This window comes from Thermophilibacter gallinarum, from assembly GCF_014982725.1.
Lineage (GTDB): Bacteria > Actinomycetota > Coriobacteriia > Coriobacteriales > Atopobiaceae > Thermophilibacter > Thermophilibacter gallinarum.
The window spans coordinates 62,524-81,194 of record NZ_JADCJZ010000003.1; the positions used below are offsets into that span (position 1 = coordinate 62,524).

At 70.6% G+C, this 18,671-nt stretch carries 18 protein-coding genes and 1 tRNA gene; all 19 read left to right on the top strand.

Features of this window, described 5'->3' with window-relative positions; genetic code table 11:
* Positions 1-52: 52 nt before the first annotated feature.
* The 19 genes from rbfA to INF26_RS07020 all read left to right on the top strand — a co-directional run bounded on the left by rbfA (position 53) and on the right by INF26_RS07020 (position 18,650).
* The gene (rbfA, locus tag INF26_RS06930) at positions 53-457 is read left to right on the top strand and encodes a 30S ribosome-binding factor RbfA (protein WP_193530188.1); all 405 of its coding nucleotides are present in this window, start codon (positions 53-55) and stop codon (positions 455-457) included.
* 12 nt (positions 458-469) lie between these two features.
* Positions 470-1,492 carry a DHH family phosphoesterase gene (locus INF26_RS06935; RefSeq protein ID WP_193530491.1) on the top strand — a complete coding sequence of 341 codons (1,023 nt, stop codon included), beginning with the start codon at positions 470-472 and terminating at the stop codon, positions 1,490-1,492.
* Complete coding sequence (gene truB, locus INF26_RS06940; protein WP_332307328.1) at positions 1,489-2,424, top strand: tRNA pseudouridine(55) synthase TruB; 936 nt, start codon at positions 1,489-1,491, stop codon at positions 2,422-2,424. Before INF26_RS06935 ends, truB begins: the two co-directional genes overlap by 4 nt.
* Positions 2,425-2,519: 95 nt before the next feature.
* The gene (gene ribF, locus INF26_RS06945) at positions 2,520-3,527 is read left to right on the top strand and encodes a bifunctional riboflavin kinase/FMN adenylyltransferase (RefSeq protein WP_226371974.1); all 1,008 of its coding nucleotides are present in this window, start codon (positions 2,520-2,522) and stop codon (positions 3,525-3,527) included.
* Positions 3,524-5,461 carry a DNA primase gene (gene dnaG, locus INF26_RS06950; protein WP_193530191.1) on the top strand — a complete coding sequence of 646 codons (1,938 nt, stop codon included), beginning with the start codon at positions 3,524-3,526 and terminating at the stop codon, positions 5,459-5,461. The genes ribF and dnaG overlap by 4 nt, the downstream gene beginning before the upstream one ends.
* Positions 5,462-5,505: 44 nt before the next feature.
* Positions 5,506-6,867, top strand: coding sequence for an RNA polymerase sigma factor RpoD (gene rpoD / locus INF26_RS06955; RefSeq protein WP_193530192.1), 1,362 nt, complete (start codon positions 5,506-5,508; stop codon positions 6,865-6,867).
* A 480-nt stretch (positions 6,868-7,347) separates the two neighbouring features.
* Positions 7,348-7,422 (top strand) — tRNA-Asn (locus INF26_RS06960).
* 200 nt (positions 7,423-7,622) lie between these two features.
* Positions 7,623-8,195: a bifunctional pyr operon transcriptional regulator/uracil phosphoribosyltransferase PyrR gene (pyrR, locus tag INF26_RS06965; protein ID WP_193530194.1), complete on the top strand. Its 573-nt coding sequence runs from the start codon at positions 7,623-7,625 to the stop codon at positions 8,193-8,195.
* Positions 8,195-9,130, top strand: a complete 936-nt coding sequence (locus tag INF26_RS06970) for an aspartate carbamoyltransferase catalytic subunit (protein ID WP_193530195.1) — start codon at positions 8,195-8,197, stop codon at positions 9,128-9,130. Before pyrR ends, INF26_RS06970 begins: the two co-directional genes overlap by 1 nt.
* Positions 9,114-10,427 (top strand): dihydroorotase, encoded by a 1,314-nt coding sequence (locus INF26_RS06975; protein ID WP_193530196.1) that lies wholly within the window; start codon positions 9,114-9,116, stop codon positions 10,425-10,427. The genes INF26_RS06970 and INF26_RS06975 overlap by 17 nt, the downstream gene beginning before the upstream one ends.
* Positions 10,424-11,215 (top strand): dihydroorotate dehydrogenase electron transfer subunit, encoded by a 792-nt coding sequence (locus INF26_RS06980; protein ID WP_193530197.1) that lies wholly within the window; start codon positions 10,424-10,426, stop codon positions 11,213-11,215. The genes INF26_RS06975 and INF26_RS06980 overlap by 4 nt, the downstream gene beginning before the upstream one ends.
* Complete coding sequence (locus INF26_RS06985) at positions 11,215-12,144, top strand: dihydroorotate dehydrogenase (protein WP_193530198.1); 930 nt, start codon at positions 11,215-11,217, stop codon at positions 12,142-12,144. Before INF26_RS06980 ends, INF26_RS06985 begins: the two co-directional genes overlap by 1 nt.
* The gene (pyrF, locus tag INF26_RS06990) at positions 12,138-12,860 is read left to right on the top strand and encodes an orotidine-5'-phosphate decarboxylase (RefSeq protein WP_193530199.1); all 723 of its coding nucleotides are present in this window, start codon (positions 12,138-12,140) and stop codon (positions 12,858-12,860) included. The genes INF26_RS06985 and pyrF overlap by 7 nt, the downstream gene beginning before the upstream one ends.
* A 177-nt stretch (positions 12,861-13,037) precedes the next feature.
* Positions 13,038-13,346 (top strand): integration host factor, actinobacterial type, encoded by a 309-nt coding sequence (gene mihF / locus INF26_RS06995; protein WP_193530200.1) that lies wholly within the window; start codon positions 13,038-13,040, stop codon positions 13,344-13,346.
* Between the two features lies 1 nt (position 13,347).
* Positions 13,348-13,941: a guanylate kinase gene (gene gmk, locus INF26_RS07000; RefSeq protein WP_193530201.1), complete on the top strand. Its 594-nt coding sequence runs from the start codon at positions 13,348-13,350 to the stop codon at positions 13,939-13,941.
* Positions 13,928-14,212, top strand: coding sequence for a DNA-directed RNA polymerase subunit omega (locus INF26_RS07005; RefSeq protein WP_193530202.1), 285 nt, complete (start codon positions 13,928-13,930; stop codon positions 14,210-14,212). Before gmk ends, INF26_RS07005 begins: the two co-directional genes overlap by 14 nt.
* An 8-nt stretch (positions 14,213-14,220) precedes the next feature.
* The gene (gene thiI / locus INF26_RS07010; protein WP_193530204.1) at positions 14,221-15,468 is read left to right on the top strand and encodes a tRNA uracil 4-sulfurtransferase ThiI; all 1,248 of its coding nucleotides are present in this window, start codon (positions 14,221-14,223) and stop codon (positions 15,466-15,468) included.
* Positions 15,469-15,652: 184 nt separating this feature from the next.
* On the top strand, positions 15,653-16,312 hold the full coding sequence (locus INF26_RS07015; RefSeq protein WP_193530205.1) for a ComEA family DNA-binding protein: 660 nt from the start codon (positions 15,653-15,655) through the stop codon (positions 16,310-16,312).
* Complete coding sequence (locus INF26_RS07020) at positions 16,305-18,650, top strand: ComEC/Rec2 family competence protein (protein ID WP_193530207.1); 2,346 nt, start codon at positions 16,305-16,307, stop codon at positions 18,648-18,650. The genes INF26_RS07015 and INF26_RS07020 overlap by 8 nt, the downstream gene beginning before the upstream one ends.
* The last annotated feature ends 21 nt before the right edge of the window (positions 18,651-18,671 follow it).

The window sequence follows — 18,671 nt, forward strand, 5'->3', positions numbered from 1 at the left end:
CCCGCCCGCGCGCCGTCGCGGGAGGGCGGGGGCATTCCGTTTGGAGCAGACCATGAAGCAGAACCAGCACTCGAGAAGGACCAACGAGCTTGCTCGCGTCAAGCTCGCCAATATCCTGCTCTTCGAGATCTCCGACCCCGACCTCGCGCTCGTGACCATAACCGGCGTCGAGGTCTCCGTCGACAAGTCCTACCTGCGCGCCTACGTGAGCTGCGACGCCGAGCGCTACGACGAGGTCACCGCCGCGCTCGCCCGCGCGAAGGGCCGCATCCGCACGCTGCTCGGCCGCGCGCTCGGCTGGCGTGTGACGCCCGAGCTCGACTTCCGCATCGACACCACCACCGACGAGGCCGAGGCGATCTCGCGCGCCCTCGAGGACGTGCCGCCCACGCTCGCGGTCGAGAAGGACGAGTTCGGCTACCCGGTCGAGGGCGCCGGCGAGACGAGCGAGGGCTAGGGGGCTGCCGTGCTGTGTGACGAGGCTACCAGCGAGCTCCAGCGCTCCGGCTTCGACGCGATCACGCGCCTCGTGGAGGGCGCCGCGACCATAGCCGTGTGCGCGCACACCTCGCCGGACGGCGACGCGCTGGGCTCCGAGCTCGCGCTCGTCGAGCTCATCGAGTCCGTGTGGCCCGAGAAGCGCGTGACGGCGCTGCTCGCCGACGACGACGAGGTCCCGCGCATCTATCAGTTCCTCCCCGGCGCCGAGCGGCTCGTTCGCGCCGTGGACTATCACGACGACCCCGACCTCTTCTTCTGCGTGGACCTCTCGCGCCCCGACCGCCTGAGCGATGCGCGCGCGGTCCTCGAGCGCTCCGGCGGCGTCGCGGTCCTCGACCACCATCCCGCCGACGAGGTCACCTGGGACGCGGGCGTCGTCCGTCCCGACGCCGCCGCCGCGGGCGTGCTCGTCGCCGAGTACGCGCTGCACCTCGGCGGCCCGCTCACGCCGACGATGGCCCAGAACCTGCTCTGCGCGCTCGTCACGGACACCGGCCGCTTCCAGTACCAGAACGCAAACGGCGAGGCCTTCCGCGTCGCCAGCGCGCTCGTCGACTCGGGGGCGTCTCCCTCCGACGTCGCCCTCCACGTCTACCAGAGCGACCGCGTGAGCTACCTGCACCTCTCCGCGACCGTCATGGGCAGGATCACCACCTTCGAGCGCGGGAGGATCGCCTACAGCTACGCCACCATGGCCGACCTCGAGGCCAACGCGGTTCCGGTCGCGGAGTGCGACGGCCTCGTGGACATCGTCCGCCGCGTGGACGGCTGCGAGATCGCGCTCTTCCTCAAGGAGGTCCCCGGCGGCAAGGTCCGCGGCAACCTCCGCGCCAAGTCCGACCGCGACATCTCGGTCGTCGCGCGCGAGATGGGCGGGGGCGGCCATCCGTCGGCCGCCGGCTTCACCGTCGAGGGCGACATCGACCGCGCGCTCGCCGTGGTCCTGCCCAAGCTGCGCGCGCTCTACGCGGACGGCGGGGACGGGCGGTGAGCCGCCGCCCGAGCGCCTTCTCCGCGCTCATCGCCGTCGACAAGCCCGCGGGCATGACCAGCCACGACGTCGTCTCCCGCGTGAGGCGCGCCGTGGGCGAGCGCCGCGTGGGCCACGCCGGCACGCTCGACCCGGCCGCGACCGGCGTGCTCGTCGTCGGCATCGGCCAGGCGACCAAGCTCCTGGGCCTGCTGACGCTCGACCGCAAGGGCTACCGAGCCACGTTCTCGCTCGGCGCCGAGACCACGACCGACGACGCCGAGGGCGAGGTCACCTCCACCGCCGAGGTGCCCGACGACCTGCTCGGCCGCGAGCGCGCATCCGTCGAGGTCGCGCGACTCGTCGGCGAGACGGACCAGGTCCCGCCGCGCTTCTCGGCCGTCTCCGTCAACGGTCGGCGCGCCTACGACGCCGCACGTGCCGGCGAGGACGTCGAGCTTGCGCCGCGTCGCGTGACGATCCACGGCGCCGAGCTCGTCTCCGTGGACCGCGCCGCGCGCTCGTGGACCGTGGACCTCGACGTCTCCAAGGGCACCTACGTGCGCAGCATCGCCCGCGACTTCGGCCGCGAGCTCGGCTGCCTGGCGCACGTGAGCGAGCTTCGGCGCACGTTCTCCGGCCCCGTCACGATCGACTCGTGCGTTAGCCTGGACGAGCTCGCCGAGCGGGGGACCGACCTCGTGCACGAGCGGGCGCTCGACCCCGCCGCCGTGCTCGGCCTGCCCGTCCGCGAGCTCGCCCTCGAGGAGGTCGCGGACGTCACGTGCGGCCGGCGCATCGCCTCCGGCACCCTGCGCGACGGGGGAGAGCCCGCCCCCGGCCAGCGCGTCGCGCTCGCCTTCTCCGGCGCGCTCGTCGGCATCTGGCGCCGCGAGGGCCGCCACCTCGTCTGCGAGTCAAACTTCCCCCAGGGCATCGAGGGAGTGCGATGAGCGAGAAGAACCTCGAGCAGCGGCTCCTCGCGCTCTCGCCGGATAACCCGGTGGGGGCCGTCGGGAGTGTTCTTACGGGAAGTGCGCTGCGCGGAATGCTGCCGGGGGTCGCTCCGGGTGTTCCTCCGAGAAGTGCGCTCCGCGGAACTTCTCTGCGGAACACCCTCCGCGAACATCGGGCAGTGTGTGCGATCGGGGCGTTCGACGGGGTGCACATCGGGCATCGGGCGCTGATCGCGCGGGCGCGCGAGGAGGCAATCGCTCGCGGGGACGAGCTTGTGGTCGTCACGTTCTCGCCGGATCCGTCGGTTGTGCTCAACCCTAATCACCCACAGAAACTGCTTCTTTGTGACGAGGACCGACTGAACACCCTGAGCTCGATCGAGGGCGTGGATCGCCTGGTTGTGCTCGACTTCACGCCCGAGCTTGCTGCGCTGCCGTACGAGCGGTTCGTGCGGGAGAGGCTCGGTGAGCTCATGGACCTTGACGTCATTGTCGTTGGGTCGGACTTCTGCCTTGGAGCAGGCGGCGCCGGCACGGTCGAGGCGCTCTGCGAGCTGGGGCGCGTCGACGGCTTCGACGTCATCGGCATGGACCTCCTCGACGAGGGCGGCTCGCATGTCACCGCCACGCGCATCCGCGGCCTGCTCGCCGAGGGCCGCGTCGAGGCGGCCGCCGGCCTGCTCGGGCGCTGCCACCTCGTCACCGGCACCGTCGAGCACGGCCGCGGCGAGGGGACGTCCTTCGGCTTCCCCACGGCCAACGTGCGCGTGGCCGACGGCCTCTGCCTGCCCGCCGAGGGCGTCTACGCCGGTTACGTCACGTACGGCGGCTCCGTCTGGCCCGCCGCCGTCAACGTGGGCAAGCCGAGGTCCTTCTCGCCGGGCGAGGAGGGGGAGAGCTTCCTCGAGGCCACGCTGCTGGGCTTCTCCGGCGACCTCTACGGCGCCGCCGTCGGCGTGTCCTTCGTGCGGTGGCTGCGCGAGCCGAGGTCCTTCTCGTCCGTCGAGGAGCTCGAGCGCGTCGTGCTCGGAAACGTGTCCTGGGTGCGTGCTACCCTCGGGTCGGGGGAAGTCGAGCTGAGGGGGGAGTGGTCCGCGTGATCTCCGACGAGGACAAGGAGCGGGTCCGCCAGGCGACCGACTTCGTGCAGCTCGTGGCCGAGACCGTCGAGCTGCGACAGCGCGGTCAGGACTTCTGGGGCTGCTGTCCCTTCCACGGCGAGAAGACCCCCTCGTTCAAGGTGAACCCCTCCACGGGGCTGTGGCACTGCTTCGGCTGCGGCGAGGGCGGCGACGTATTCTCCTACGTGCAGCGCCGCGAGAACCTCGAGTTCACGGACGCCGTGCGCTACCTCGCGGACCGCGCCGGCATCGAGCTCTCGGAGGAGCGGACCAGCCGCGGGCCCCGTCGGAGCCGCCTCATGGAGGCCCTCGAGGAGGCCGAGTCGTTCTACCACCTCATGCTCATGCGCGGGCGCGGGTCGGACTCCGCCGCCGCACGCAGCTACTTCGCGGGACGCGGCTTCGGCTCGGACGTCTGCCGCCGCTGGCGGCTCGGCTACGCCCCGGGGCACGGGGCGCTCGTCGCGCACCTGCGCGAGAAGGGCTTCACGCCCGCCGAGCTCGTCGCCGCGGACCTGGCCCAGGAGCGCTCGGGGCGGCTCCAGGACCGCTTCTGGGGCCGCGTGATGTTCCCGATCCACGACGAGCGCGGGCGCGCGATCGCCTTCGGCGGCCGCGTCCTCGACGCGCAGAAGCGCGAGGGGGTGGCCAAGTACGTCAACACGCGCGACACCGCGGCGTTCAACAAGGGCAAGCACCTCTTCGCCTACGACCGCGCGCGCGACGGCATGGCGGCCACCGGCGAGGCGGTCGTCTGCGAGGGATACACCGACGTCATCGCCATGCACGAGGCAGGCTTCACCAACGCCGTGGCCGCCCTCGGCACGGCCTTCAGGCTCGAGCACGTGCGCCTCATGGAGCGCCAGCGCGTGAGCCGCATCATCTGCATGTTCGACGGAGACGCCGCAGGCCAGCGCGCCGCCGAGCGCGCGGTCCGCTACCTCGACAAGACCTCGGCGTCGCTCATGTGCGTGGTGCTCCCGGACGGCCAGGACCCCATGGAGTTTCTCGCGGCCCACGGCGCGGACGCCCTGCGCGAGCAGCTCGCCGGCGCGCGCCCGCTCATGGACTTCGTCTTCGAGAAGCGCCTCGCCTCCTACGACCTCTCCGGCCCGGGGCGTCGCGTCCGCGCGCTCGAGGACATGGCGTCGGTCCTCGCGCCGCTCAAGCAGTCCGTCCTTCTCGACGAGTACGCCACGCGGCTCGCCGACGCCCTGGGCATGGACGTGGACGAGACCAAGCGCGCCATCCGCTCCGCGCCGGTCCGCGAGCTCGACGAGGAGCGCCCGGCGAGAAGGACCGCGGCGCCGTCGCCCGCGCCCGCACCGCCCGCCGCGGCGGAGGGCCCCTCCTACGAGGCGTACGACGAGGCCCCGGCCGACTACGTCCCGATCGACGCCCTCGAGGGTGGAGGGACGGCAGAGCCCGCGCTCGAGGTGGCGCCCGGTCCGCTCTCGGCCGACGAGCGCATGCAGGTGGCCGCGGAGCGAGAGCTGCTCTGCGCCATCGCGCAGCGCCCGGACGCCCTGAGGGGCTACGGCGACCGGATCGCGGGGCTCGTCTGGGCGGACGGGCGACACGAGGCCATGGCGTGGGCCATGCTCTCGACGCCCGAGGGGAGCACGCCGGCGGAGGTGGTCGCCGCGGCCGCGGTGGTCGTCCCCGAGGCGCCCCGGATCCTCTCGGGAGGGCGCGTCATGGGCGACGACGAGCTCTCCGACGAGCGCAAGCTCGACTTCATCGTCGACAGCGCCGAACTCTACTCGTGCCGTCGCCGCATACGGCAGATCCGCTCGCGCCTTCGCTCGGCCGCGCCCGACCCAGACTCGGACGCCCTCTTCGCCGAGGCGACGCAGCTCCAGCGTCGCGTCACCGAGCTCGCCGGGCGACTCTCTTCGGTGTTTGGCACGTAGCTTTTGGGTATAATCTCAAAGGTTTATACGTCGAAAGGACTTTTGTGGCTGCCAAGAAGACCAACGCGGACATCAAGCTCTCCGACGACCTGCTCAAGGCCGTCGACGGCCTCGTGGCAGGGGCCGGCTCCGGCGCGAGCGTGACCGAGGACGACATCCAGCTCGCACTCAAGGACATCGACGTCGACTCCGACGAGCTCTCCGACGTCTACGACGCGCTGCGCTCGCGCGGCATGGAGGTCGTGGGCACCCCGGCCGAGGGCGCCGGCGAGGACTTCTCCTCCCACGAGGTCGCCGACGACGAGTTCGAGGACGACGATGACGTCGACTCCTACGTGGAGGACGACGAGGACGACTCCGAGAGCGCCGCCGAGGCCAAGATCGTCAAGGAGGCGCTGCGCGCCGTCCCCAAGGCCAAGGTCGCCAAGCCCAAGCGCTCCTCGCGCGCCCGCGCCCGTCGCGCCGACACCTCCACCGCCATGCTCACCGGCGACCCGGTCCGCATGTACCTCAAGGAGATCGGCAAGGTGGACCTGCTCACGGCCTCCGAGGAGGTCAACCTCGCCATGAAGATCGAGGCCGGCACCGACGCCGCCGAGAAGCTCGAGGCCGCCGAGGCCGGCGAGCTCGAGCTCACGCGCGCCGAGCAGCGCCGCCTCATGCGCATCGAGCAGGTGGGCCTCGACGCCAAGCAGCAGCTGATCAGCGCCAACCTGCGCCTCGTCGTGTCCATCGCCAAGCGCTACGTCGGACGCGGCATGCTCTTCCTCGACCTCATCCAGGAGGGCAACCTCGGCCTCATCCGCGCGGTCGAGAAGTTCGACTACACCAAGGGTTTCAAGTTCTCCACCTACGCCACCTGGTGGATCCGCCAGGCAATCACCCGCGCCATCGCCGACCAGGCGCGCACCATCCGCATCCCGGTGCACATGGTCGAGACGATCAACAAGCTGATCCGCGTCCAGCGCCAGCTGCTCCAGGACCTCGGCCGCGACCCCACCCCCGAGGAGATCGCCGCCGAGATGGGCATGAGCCCGGACCGCGTGCGCGAGATCCAGAAGATCTCGCAGGAGCCCGTCTCCCTGGAGACGCCGATCGGCGAGGAGGAGGACTCCCAGCTCGGCGACTTCATCGAGGACTCGAGCGCCGTCGCGCCGCCCGAGGCCGCGTCCGACTCCATGCTGCGCGAGCAGCTCGACCAGGTCCTCGACGGCCTGGCCGACCGCGAGCGCAAGGTGATCAAGTTCCGCTTCGGCCTCGAAGACGGCCACCCGCGCACGCTCGAGGAGGTCGGGCGCGAGTTCGGCGTCACGCGCGAGCGCATCCGTCAGATCGAGTCCAAGACCCTGGCGAAGCTCCGCCACCCCAGCCGCTCCGGCCGTCTCAAGGACTACATGGAGGGCTAGGGGAGCGACCCGCCCGCCCTTCTCGGCACCTCACGCGGCCCTCGCCTCGGCGGGGGCCGTTTCCTGTTACCGAGGACCCCTGGCCGTCGACGCGTCCCGGAATCGGCGAGGTTCTCCGCTCGTGGGCTTCCCGCGTCCCGGAAATGGCGAGGTTCTCCGCTCGTGGGCTTCCCGCGTCCCGGAAATGGCGGGTTTCCGCAGATCGGAGGCGTGGCCGTTCCAAAATCGCCGGGGTTCCGCAGGTCGAGCGTGCTCGGCGCGCGGAAAGTCGCCGATTCCGGGACGGCGCCCGGGGAACCCCTCCGATTCCGGGACGCGCTTCTCGCAGGTGCGGAGAACGTCGCCGATTCCGGGACGACGAGATGCCGAATCGCGGGAACCCCGCGGATTTCCGGACGGCGCGTCGCCCGCGCGAAGAATTCTGGAATTGGGGCTTGCGCGTCGCGTCAGACTCTGTATACTTTCTCCTTGCGCACAGATTCCCCGGTGGCGCAGTGGTAGCGCAGCTGACTGTTAATCAGCGTGTCGTAGGTTCGAATCCTACCCGGGGAGCCAGAAACGTTCAGGACCGGAGGACATCCTCCGGTCCTTTTCTTTTGCGCGGCAGAATCCGCCGTCCGATGGTGTACACTGGCAGGGAATCTTTAAGCCGGTGCGAGACGCCAGCAAGGTCAGGCCCAGGGGGCGCTTCCATAACACCCTTCCCGACGCTCGCGCCGCAACGGCAGGGCGTCTTTTTCGTAGAAGGGAGACCCATGGAACAGCCCCGGCTCAAGGCCCAGATCATGGACGAGCAGGCCATGGCCCGCGCGCTCACGCGCATCGCCCACGAGATCATCGAGAGGAACGAGGGCGCGTCCAACCTCGCGCTCGTCGGCATCGTGCGCCGCGGCGCCGCGCTCGCCCCGCTGCTCGCAGACGAGATCGCCAAGATCGAGGGCACGCGCCCGCCCGTGGGCACGCTCGACGTCAGCTTCTACCGCGACGACGTGCGCCGCAAGATCGCCCCGGTCGAGTTCGCCACCGACATCCCCTTCGACGTCGACGCGCGCGACATCGTCCTGGTGGACGACGTGCTCTACACCGGCCGCACGATCCGCGCCGCGCTCGACGCCCTGATCGACCTCGGTCGCCCGCGGACCGTCCAGCTCGCCGTCATGGTGGACCGCGGCCACCGCGAGCTGCCCATCCGCGCCGACTACGTCGGCAAGAACGTCCCCTCCTCGCGCGAGGAGGACGTCCGCGTCTCCATTGCCCCGTATGACAGCACGACCTCGGTGGAGATCTGGGACACCGTGGCCGAGAAGAACCAGGGAGGTGCCAACTGATGCTCTCCGTCAAGCATCTGATCGACACGACGAGCCTCACGGCCGACGACATCACGCAGATCCTCGATACGGCCCGCTCGTTCTCCGAGGTCAACAAGCGCGCGATCAAGAAGGTGCCGGCGCTGCGCGGCCGCACGATCGTCAACCTCTTCCTCGAGCCGTCCACCCGCACCAAGAGCTCCTTCGAGCTCGCCGAGAAGCGCCTCTCCGCGGACAGCCTCTCCATGGGCGGCGCCACGAGCTCCGTCGTCAAGGGCGAGAGCCTCGCGGACACGATCGAGACCATCGACGCCATGAACGTCGACATGTTCATCTGCCGCGCCAAGCTCGCCGGCACGCCGCAGAAGATCACCGAGCACACCGACGCCATCGTCATCAACGCCGGCGACGGCAAGCACCAGCACCCCACCCAGGCGATGCTCGACCTCTACACGATCCGCGAGAACTTCGGCCACCTCGACGGCCTCAAGGTCGCGATCGTCGGCGACCTCAGCCACAGCCGCGTCTGCGGCAGCCTCGTGCCCGCGCTCAAGACCATGGGCGCCGACGTCACGCTCGTCGGCCCCCCGACCTTCCAGGTCGACGACCCCGACTACTACGGCGTCCCGCAGACCGCCGACTTCGACGCCGTCATCCCTGAGATGGACGTCGTCTACATGCTGCGCGTCCAGCTCGAGCGCATGGAGGGCGCGGCCATCCCGTCCCGCCGGGAGTACAACCGTCTCTGGGGCCTGGACATGGCCCGCGTGAACAAGATGAAGCCCGAGGCCATCATCTGCCACCCCGGCCCCATGAACCGCGGCATGGAGATCAACGCTGACGTTGCCGACTGCGCACGCTCGCGCATCCTCGACCAGGTGAACGCGGGCGTACTCACGCGCATGGCCGAGATGTACCTGCTTCTGGGAGGAGAGAGCAATGGCGTATCTGCTTAAGTCTGCCCACGTCGTCGATCCCCAGGTGGGCCTCGACGACGTCCGTGACGTGCTCATCGACGGCGACAAGATCGCCGCGGTGGGGGAGAGCCTGGATGCCCCGGAGGGGACGTGCGTCATCGACGCCGCCGGCAAGTACCTCGTGCCCGGCCTTGTCGACATGCACGTGCACTTCCGCGATCCCGGCTTCGAGTACAAGGAGACCATCGAGACCGGCGCCCGTGCGGCGACCCACGGCGGCTTCACCGACGTGGCCACGATGCCCAACACCGACCCGGTGACCGACACCGGCGCCGAGGTCCGCTACCAGATCGACCGCTCCCGTCACGCCGGCCTCTGCCACATCCGCCCGATCGGCGCCCTCACGGTCGGCGAGAAGGGCGAGACGCTCGCCGAGATCGGCGACATGGTCATGGAGGGCGCGGTCGCCTTCTCCGACGACGGGCACGGCGTCCAGAGCGCCGGCATGATGCGCACCTGCATGGAGTACGTGAGCCAGTTCGACAAGGTCGTCTCGGCGCACTGCGAGGTCGAGTCGCTCACCACGCACGGCGTCATCAACGAGGGCCGCGCCTCCACGCGCCTCGGCATGTTCGGCTGGCCGGCGCTCGGCGAGGAGCTCGAGATCTACCGCGACATCGAGCTGTGCCGCATGACGGGCTGCGCCCTGCACATCGCCCACATCTCCACCGAGAAGGGCCTCGAGCTCGTGCGCGCCGCCAAGGCCGAGGGCCTGCCGGTCACCTGCGAGGTCACCCCGCACCACCTGTTCCTCTGCGAGGATGACATCACCGACGCCTACGACACCAACCTCAAGATGAACCCGCCGCTGCGCCGCGCCTCCGACGCCGAGGCGCTCCGCGAGGGCATCCTCGACGGCTCGATCGACTGCGTCGTCACCGACCACGCGCCGCACGCGCCGCACGAGAAGGACTGCGAGTGGGAGATCGCCTTCTTCGGCATCGTGGGCCTCGAGACGTCGCTGCCGCTCATGCTCACCAACCTCGTGCTGCCGGGCAAGATGAGCTGGTCTCGCCTCGTCGAGGTCATGGCCGTGAACCCGCGCCGCTGCCTGCGCCTGCCGGAGGTCCGCGTGGAGGCCGGCTGCACCGCCGACCTCACGCTCATCGACCCGGAGGCCGAGGTCACGGTCACCGAGGACTGGCTCGAGAGCCGCTCCAAGAACTCCGCGTGGCTCGGCAAGACGCTCGCCGGCGCCGCCAGCCACGTCTTCGTCGCCGGACGCCACACCCTGACGGACGGCGTCGTGACCCCGGTCAAGCGGGTGCTCCGATGACGTCGGGGGGCCTCGCGGTCCACGAGTTCACGGTCGCGCTCAACGAGGGCGTGGCGGACGGCCTCATGCGCATCGTCATCTCTGCGCCCGAGCTCGCCGCCGCCCTCGCCCCGGGCCAGTTCGTGAACATCCACGTGCCCGGCGACGCGAGCCAGATCCTGCGCGTCCCGCTGTCCTTCTCGCATGCGGACGCCGCCGCGGGCACCGTGGAGATCGTCTACGCCGTCGTCGGCGACGGCACGCGGCGCCTTTCCGAGATGACGGCGGGGGAGACCTCCACGGCCGTCGGCCCCTGCGGCAACCCCTGGCCGACCGTCCCGGCCGCCCGCCGCGCCTGCGTCGTCGCCGGCGGCGTGGGCGTGACGCCGGTCGTCGCGTGCGCCCGCATGCTCGCCGCGTCGGGCGTGGCCTTCGACGCCGTCGTGGGCACTCAGACCGCCGGCAAGCTCTGGGGCACGGACGTGCTTGAGGGCCTCGGTGCCGGTGCCGTCGCCGTGACCACCGACGACGGTAGCGCCGGGCGCAGGGGCTTCACCACCGACGCCCTCGCCGACCTTCTCGCCGAGAAGGACTACGACGTCGTCTACACCTGCGGCCCCGAGGTCATGATGGCGGGCGTCGCGCGCCTCTGCCGCGACGCCGGGGTCCGCTGCCTGGTCTCCATGGAGCGGATGATGTGCTGCGGCTTCGGCGCGTGCGGCACCTGCAACGTCGCCATGGCCGACGGCACCTACAAGTCCTGCTGCAAGGACGGCCCCGTCTTCGATGCCGAGGAGGTGGCGTGGTGATGGCCGAGAAGAACGTGAGCATGGCCGTCGACCTCGGTGGCGTGTGCATGCAGAACCCCGTCAACACCGCCTCGGGCACCTTCGCCTTCGGCTCGGTCTTCGAGGACTTCTTCGACGTCTCGCGCCTCGGCGCGATCACGCTCAAGGGATGCTCGGCCGAGCCGTGGCCCGGCAACCCTGCGCCGCGCATGTGCGAGGTGCCGAGCGGCATGATGAACACCGTGGGGCTCGCCAACCCGGGCGTCGCCGGCATGGTCGAGCAGTACGGTGAGTATCTCGCCGGGCTCGAGGGGCGCGGCTGCCGCGTCATCGTGCAGGCGGCCGGCCACTCCGTCGACGAGTACGTGGCGGCCGTCGAGCTCATCGAGGAGCTCTGCCCGTGGGCGAGCGGCGTCGAGATGAACATCTCCTGCCCCAACATTGCCCGCGGCGGCGTCCTCGTGGGCGGCACGCCGGAGAGCGCCGCCGAGGTCGTGCGCGCGGTGCGCCCGCGCGTGCGCCGGCCGCTCCTCGTCAAGATGGCACCGGTGCGCGTGCCGGAGATCGCGCGCGCCTGCGAGGCCGAGGGCGCGGACGCCCTCTCGCTCATCAACACGATCAACGGCATGTCCATCGACGTGCGCACCCGCAGGAGCCGCCTCTCCAAGCCCACGGGCGGCGTCTCCGGCCCCGCCATCCACGCCATCGCCGTGCGCATGGTCTGGGAGGCGGCCCAGGCCGTCAAGATCCCGATCAACGGCATGGGCGGCATCGCCACGTGGAGAGACGCCGCCGAGATGATCCTCGCCGGCGCCACCTCGGTCACGGTGGGCACCGCCAACTTCTACGACCCCGCCTGCGCGGCCGACATCGTGGACGGGCTTTCCGCCTGGGCGGCCGAGCAGGGCGTCACGGACATCAACGAGCTGATTGGAGCCTTCGAATGCTGACGTACGAAGAGGCAAGCGACAAGATCATCATCGCGCTGGACTGCTCGAAGGAGCGCGCGTTCGAGCTGGCGGACCTGCTCGCCGGCAAGGCCACCTGGGTCAAGGTGGGCATGACGCTCTTCTACGCGGAGGGCCCCGCCATCGTCGACGCCATGCGCGAGCGCGGGCTGCGCGTCTTCCTCGACCTCAAGGTCCACGACATCCCGTTCCAGGTGCAGGGCGCCGTCCGCGCGGCCTCGCTCACGGGCGCGGACATCCTCTCCATCCACGGCCTGGGCTCCTCCGCGATGATCGCGGCGGCGCGCAAGGGCGCCGAGGAGGCTGCCGAGCAGCGCGGCGGCGACCGCACGCGACTCGTGGCCATCTCCGTGCTCACGAGCATGGACCAGGCCGCGCTCGCGGAGATCGGCGTGGAGTCGCCGGTCGCCGAGGAGGTCGCGCGCCTCGCGAGCCTCGCCTACGGCTCCGGCTCCGACGGCATCGTCTGCTCCCCGCAGGAGGCCGCCGAGATGCGCGAGCTTCTCGGCCCCGACGCCCTGATCGTCACCCCGGGCGTGCGTCCCGCCGGCGCCGAGGTGGGGGACCAGAAGCGCATCGCCACCCCGGCTGCCGCCATCGCGGCCGGCGCGTCCAAGCTGGTCATCGGCCGACCGATCACCGGCGCCGACGACCCGGTCGCCGCCTTCGACGCCATCTGCGCCGAGCTCATGGCGTAGGGTCTCTAGCTGCGAAAACGTTCGGGGTGAACCAGGCGTTCAACCGGTCGTGTGCATGACCTGCACCTTTGGTGGAAAGGTCTTGCAAAATGCCCGCTCAACGGGCAAACTTAGTTGGTGCGAGCCGCCCCGTCCTCAGGTGCGACTCTTAGGAACGAACGATGTTTGGAGGATCACATGGCTCTACCCCAGCTTACCGACGAGCAGCGCAAGGCCGCCCTCGAGAAGGCCGCCCAGGCCCGTCACGAGCGCGCTGAGCTGCGCGAGAAGATCAAGAGCGGCAAGGTCTCCCTCGAGTCCGTGCTCGAGTCCGACGACCCCATCGCCAGCCGCATGAAGGTCTCCACCCTCATCGAGTCCCTCCCGGGCTACGGCAAGGCCAAGGCCGCCAAGATCATGGACGAGCTGGGCATCTCCGCCTCTCGTCGCGTCAAGGGCCTCGGCGCCCGTCAGCGCGAGCAGCTCCTCGAGGCCCTCACCAAGTAAGGTGGCCAGAAGAGCTCGAATCTTCGTAGTCTCTGGACCGTCAGGCGTTGGCAAGGGAACGCTCGTCGCGCTACTGCGTGAGCGTCTCTCTTGCCTTGGCCTGACGGTTTCGGCGACTACGCGCGAGCCGCGCCCCGGCGAGAAGGACGGCGTCTCCTACTACTTCATGGACGACGCCGAGTTCGACCGTCGCGTCGCTGCGGGGGAGTTCCTCGAGTGGGCATGGGTCCACGGCCACCGCTACGGCACCCTGCGCTCCGAGGTTGAGCGCGTCCTCGCCTCAGGATCCTCGGTCGTCCTCGAGATCGACGTCCAGGGCGGGCTCTCCGTGCGGGCGTCCATGCCCGACGCGGTTCTCGTCTTCGTCGAGCCGCCCAGCGTCGAGGAGCTCGAGCGGCGCCTGCGCGGGCGCGGCACCGAGGACGAGTCCCAGATCGAGACGCGCCTCCAGAACGCCCGCAGCGAGATGGACCGCGCACCCGAGTACGACGTGAGGATCGTCAACGACGACCTCGACCGCGCCTGCTCGGAGCTCGAAGAAGTGATACACACGTACGAGATGGACGGAGGTCCCTCAGAAGATGTCCGTGATTAAGCCCGAGATCGACGGCCTGCTCGACAAGACCGAGCAGAACCCGTTTCTGCTCTGCTCCCTTGCCTCCAAGCGGGCGTGCGACATCAACAACATGATCCGCGGCCAGCACCTGCGCGTTACCGCGATCCAGGACTTCGACGACATCACCACCGTCGTCTCCGGCAAGGACCCGATCTCCGTCGCCATGCAGGAGATCGAGGACGGCACCCTCGGCTTCGTCAAGGAGGACTTCGACGAGGACATCAAGGGCGCCAACACGATCGCCCTCTAGGCGGCGCCATGACTGAGAGGCTCTGTCTCGTCCACTACCACGAGATCGGTCTCAAGGGCAAGAACCGCTCCACGTTCGAGAACCAGCTCGTCTCCAACCTGCATCGCGCCCTGCGCGACCGGGGCGTCTCCAACATCGGCCGGATTTCCGGCTACATCGTCGTGGAGACCGAGGACCGTCGCGCGAGCGAGGAGCTTGCCGCCCTGATCAGGCGCGTGCCCGGCGTGGCGCGCGTCTCGCTCGCGTACAAGTGCGGGCTCGACGAGGGCGAGTACGTGGCCGCGGCCATCACGGCCCTCGGCGAGGCGGGGGAGTTCGAGACCTTCAAGGTCCACGCCCGCCGCTCCTCGACCACCTACGAGCTGCACACGCTCGACATGAACCGTCTCGTGGGGGCGGCCCTCTGCGAGGCCTTCCCCGACAAGAAGGTCGACGTCCACCACCCCGACGTCACCGTCATCGTCCATGCCGTCCAGGGCTCCACCTACGTCTACGCCGCCTCGGCGCCGGGCGTCGGCGGGCTACCCGTGGGCACGGCCGGCAAGGTCGTCTCGCTGCTCTCCAGCGGCTTCGACTCCCCGGTGGCCACGTGGATGGTCGGACGCCGCGGCGCGATCTGCGTGCCCGTGCATTTCTCGGGACGCCCCATGACGGCGGACACGAGCGAGTGGCTCTGCCAGGACCTCTGCGACGCGCTGGCGCCCTCGGGAGTCGTCGGACGTCTCTACGTCGTCCCCTTCGGCGAGCGCCAGCGAGAGATCTCGCTCGCCGTGCCGCAGGGCATGCGCATCATCATGTACCGGCGCGTCATGCTCCAGGTCGCCGAGCGCATCGCGCGTCTCGAGGGCGCCAAGGCGCTCGTGACCGGCGAGTCGCTCGGGCAGGTGGCCTCGCAGACGCTCGAGAACATCGCCGCCGTCAACGAGGCCGTCACGATGCCCGTGCTGAGGCCCCTCATCGGCTCCGACAAGCAGGAGATCATCGCCCGCGCGCACGAGATCGGCACCTACGACCTCTGCTGCCAGACCGCGCCCGACTGCTGCACGCTCTTCATGCCGCGGCGCCCCGAGACGCACGCCCGCATGCCCGAGGTGCTCGCCGCCTGGGAGAGCTTCGACCACGAGGCAATGGTGGAGGAGCTCGTCGACCGCGCCGAGTGGCGCGACTACGCGCAGTGCCCGTCGTATCGCGCGCCCAAGGGGCGCCTCTCCGCGCACCATCGTGACCTCGCCCCGGCGGACGCCGGCGAGCGGTAGCGCATCGTCCCGCCGCTGGCGGCGACAGGTTCGAGCAATTATTATTGGACGCCCTCGGTGACGGGGGCGTTCTCCGTTGCGTGGCAGCTTGTGTCACATTCGCGGCAGATTCGTGAACGACTTTCTCCCGACGAGGCGCACGGCCCGCGCGTGGTGCCCCATGCTCGATGCAGGGGGTGGTCCGATGGCTCAGGAGAGGGTGCGAAGGGTCGCGAGAAGGTACGGTGCGGGTGCGCGCGTCGCCGTCCTGGTGGCGTTGGCGTGCCTGCTCGCTGGACTGGCGGTTGCCGGCATGGTGCTCGCGGGCGCCGGTGGCGGTGTCATGATAGAGCGCGCGTCCGAGGATGAGGTTCCTGCCGCCGAGGACGGGGCGCCAGGCGAGGGTGACACGGAGGCGGATGCCGGCGAGGTCGCCGAGGCCTCGACCGTGGTCGTCCACGTCGACGGGGCCGTCGCGTCTGCCGGGGTGTACGAGCTGGCCGAGGGTGCGCGCGTCGCGGACGCGGTGGAGTCGGCGGGGGGCTTCCTGGAGGGGGCTGACACGACGTCTCTCAACCTCGCGGCCCCGTTGTCGGACGGCGAGAAGGTCCATGTGCCCGTCGTGGGCGAGGACGTCGAAGAGTCGGGTACGGGGACGGGTGGTGCGGGCCCGTCGATGGTGGACATCAACACCGCCAGCGTTGAGGAGCTTGACGCGCTGCCCGGCGTCGGGGAGGCGACGGCGCGCGCGATCGTCGAGGACCGCGAGACGAACGGGCCCTTCTCGACGCCGGAGGACCTGATGCGCGTCTCGGGGATCGGCGAGAAGAAGTTCGCCAAGCTCGAGGGGCTCATCCGTGTCTGAGCGCGCGGCGCCGGAGCGCCCCGACCGCCCGCTCCTCACGCCGCCCTTCTGGTCGCTCGTCTCGTTTCTGTCGTGCGCGCGCCTGTCCCTGTGGGTCGGGCCGCGGCCCGGCACGCTCGCCGCCGCGTCGGCGGGCGTGCTGGCGACTCTGCTGGCGTCATGCGTCGTCCTTTCGCGCACGAGGCTCAGTACGGTCGTCTCGGTGGTTGCCGCGCTCTCCCTCGGGGCGGGATGCGCCGGTCTCGCCTGCGCGGGCGAGCTCGCGCGCCAGGGGGCGCTCGCGGAGGCCCTCTCGTCGAGCCCGGTCTCGGCGTGGGAGCTGGAGGTCGAGTCGGACATGAGCGAGGGGGCGTCCGGATGGCGCGGTCGTGCGGCCGTCCTCCGGGACGGAGGGCGTGTCGGTCGCGTGTGGCTGCTCGCCGAGGAGCCTCACGAGCTCGGCGACACCCTGAGGTGCGTCGGGCGATTCTCGGAGAACGAGGACGACGAGTGGGGTGCGAGCTCGCGGGCCCAGGGACTCTCGGGGACGGTGCGTGCAGTGAGGGTCCTCTCGTCGCGGCCTGCCGAGGGTCTGCACGGTGTCGTGCTCATGCTGCGGGAGTCGGTGCTCAGGAGCCTCGACGCGGGGTCCTCCGACCCCCGGGCGCTCGTGGCGGGCGCGATCTGCGCCTCGACGCGGGCGATGTCAGAGCGCGGGCTTGACGAGCTCTTCTCGGCGTGCGGCGTCTCGCACCTGGTGGCGGTGTCGGGGGGCCACCTCGTCCTCGTCTCGGCCGTGGTGTCCGCCCTGCTCAGGCGCACCCGACTCGGGACCCTTCCGCGCGCGCTGACGCTGCTCGGCGCGACAGCGCTCTTCGTGGCGTTCTGTGGCGCTCCGGTGTCGGCGGTGCGCTCCTGGGTGATGGTGCTCGCGGCCGAGCTCTCCCGGCTCGCGGGGCGCCGCGCCCACCCGCTCTCGTCGGCGAGCGTCACCGCGCTCGCCATGGCGGCCCTCGAACCGGGGGTGACGGGACAGCTGGGGTTCGTCCTCTCGGTCGCGTGCGTCTGCGGCATCTGCGCCCTCGGAGGGTACGCGCGCTACGTGCTGCGCGTGCTCGTGTGGCGCAGCGGTGGGACGCGGGGCCATGTGCCCGTGCGGGCGGCCCTCTCCTCGGCGCAGGAGGCGCTCGCGCTCACGGTGGTGTCCCAGGCGGTCACGATGCCGTTCACCTGCGCGACCTTCGGAACACTGTCGCTCGTCGCGCCTCTCGCCAACGTCCTTCTCGCGCCGCTCTTCTCGCTTGTCCTGGTCCTCGGGCTGGCCGTGGCCCTCCTCGCCTGGGCGCCTCCGCTCCAGGCGCTCGTGCTCGTGCCGTGCGATGCCGTCGGGACGGCCGTGGTGCGGCTCGCCCGACGGCTCGCGGGCCTGCCCCTCGCCTGCGTCCCCGTGAGCGTCGAGGAGGGGCCGGCCCTCGCCCTTCTCGGCATTCTTCTCGCGGCACTGCTCGTCGTCTGGCCCCGCGTCACGAGGCGCGCGCTGGTCGGCGCGCTGTGCGCGGCCCTCGCCCTCGGCCTGGCCTGGCACCTGCGCTGGCGTCTGTTCGCCCCGGCCTGCGTGCGCGTGCTCGACGTCGGCCAGGGGGACGCGATCCTCGTCACCGACGGTTCGTCGTCTCTGCTCGTGGACACCGGGCCCGGCGACGCCGTGGTCGGGGCCTGCGCGCGCAACAACGTGACGCACCTCGACGCCATCCTCGTGACCCACCTGCACGACGACCACGTGGGTGGGGTCGAGGCGCTTCGCGGCGTGGTCTCGGTGGGGGAGGTGATCGTCGCCGAGGGCGTCACGCTGGAGGCGGGGGACGTGCCCGTCTCCACGGTGGGGCGGGGAGACGTCGTGCGTGTCGGTCGCTTCTCGCTGGAGGTCCTCTCGCCGTCGGGACCCGTTGACGGACTGGAGAACGAGGACTCGGTCGTGTGCTCGCTCTCCTACGAGGACCAGGAGGGTCGCACGCTCCACGCGCTGCTCACCGGCGACGCCGAGCGTGACGTCACCGACACCCTCGTCGAGGCAGGTGACGTCGGCGACGTTGACCTTCTCAAGGTCGGGCACCATGGGTCGGAGGTCTCCGTCTCGGAGGGCGCCGCCGCGGCGCTCATGCCCGAGGTGAGCGTGGCGAGCGCGGGTGAGGGGAACGCGTACGGCCACCCCGACCCCGCATGCGTGGAGATTCTCGAAGACGTGGGCTCGACCTTCCTCTGCACGATGGACGTCGGCGACGTGTGCGTGGAGCCGGGCGTCGAGGGTCCCGTCGTCAGCTGCCAGAGGGGGAGCGTGCGTGATGCTACACTGAGGTAGCGGGGCGACGCATCCGTCCCG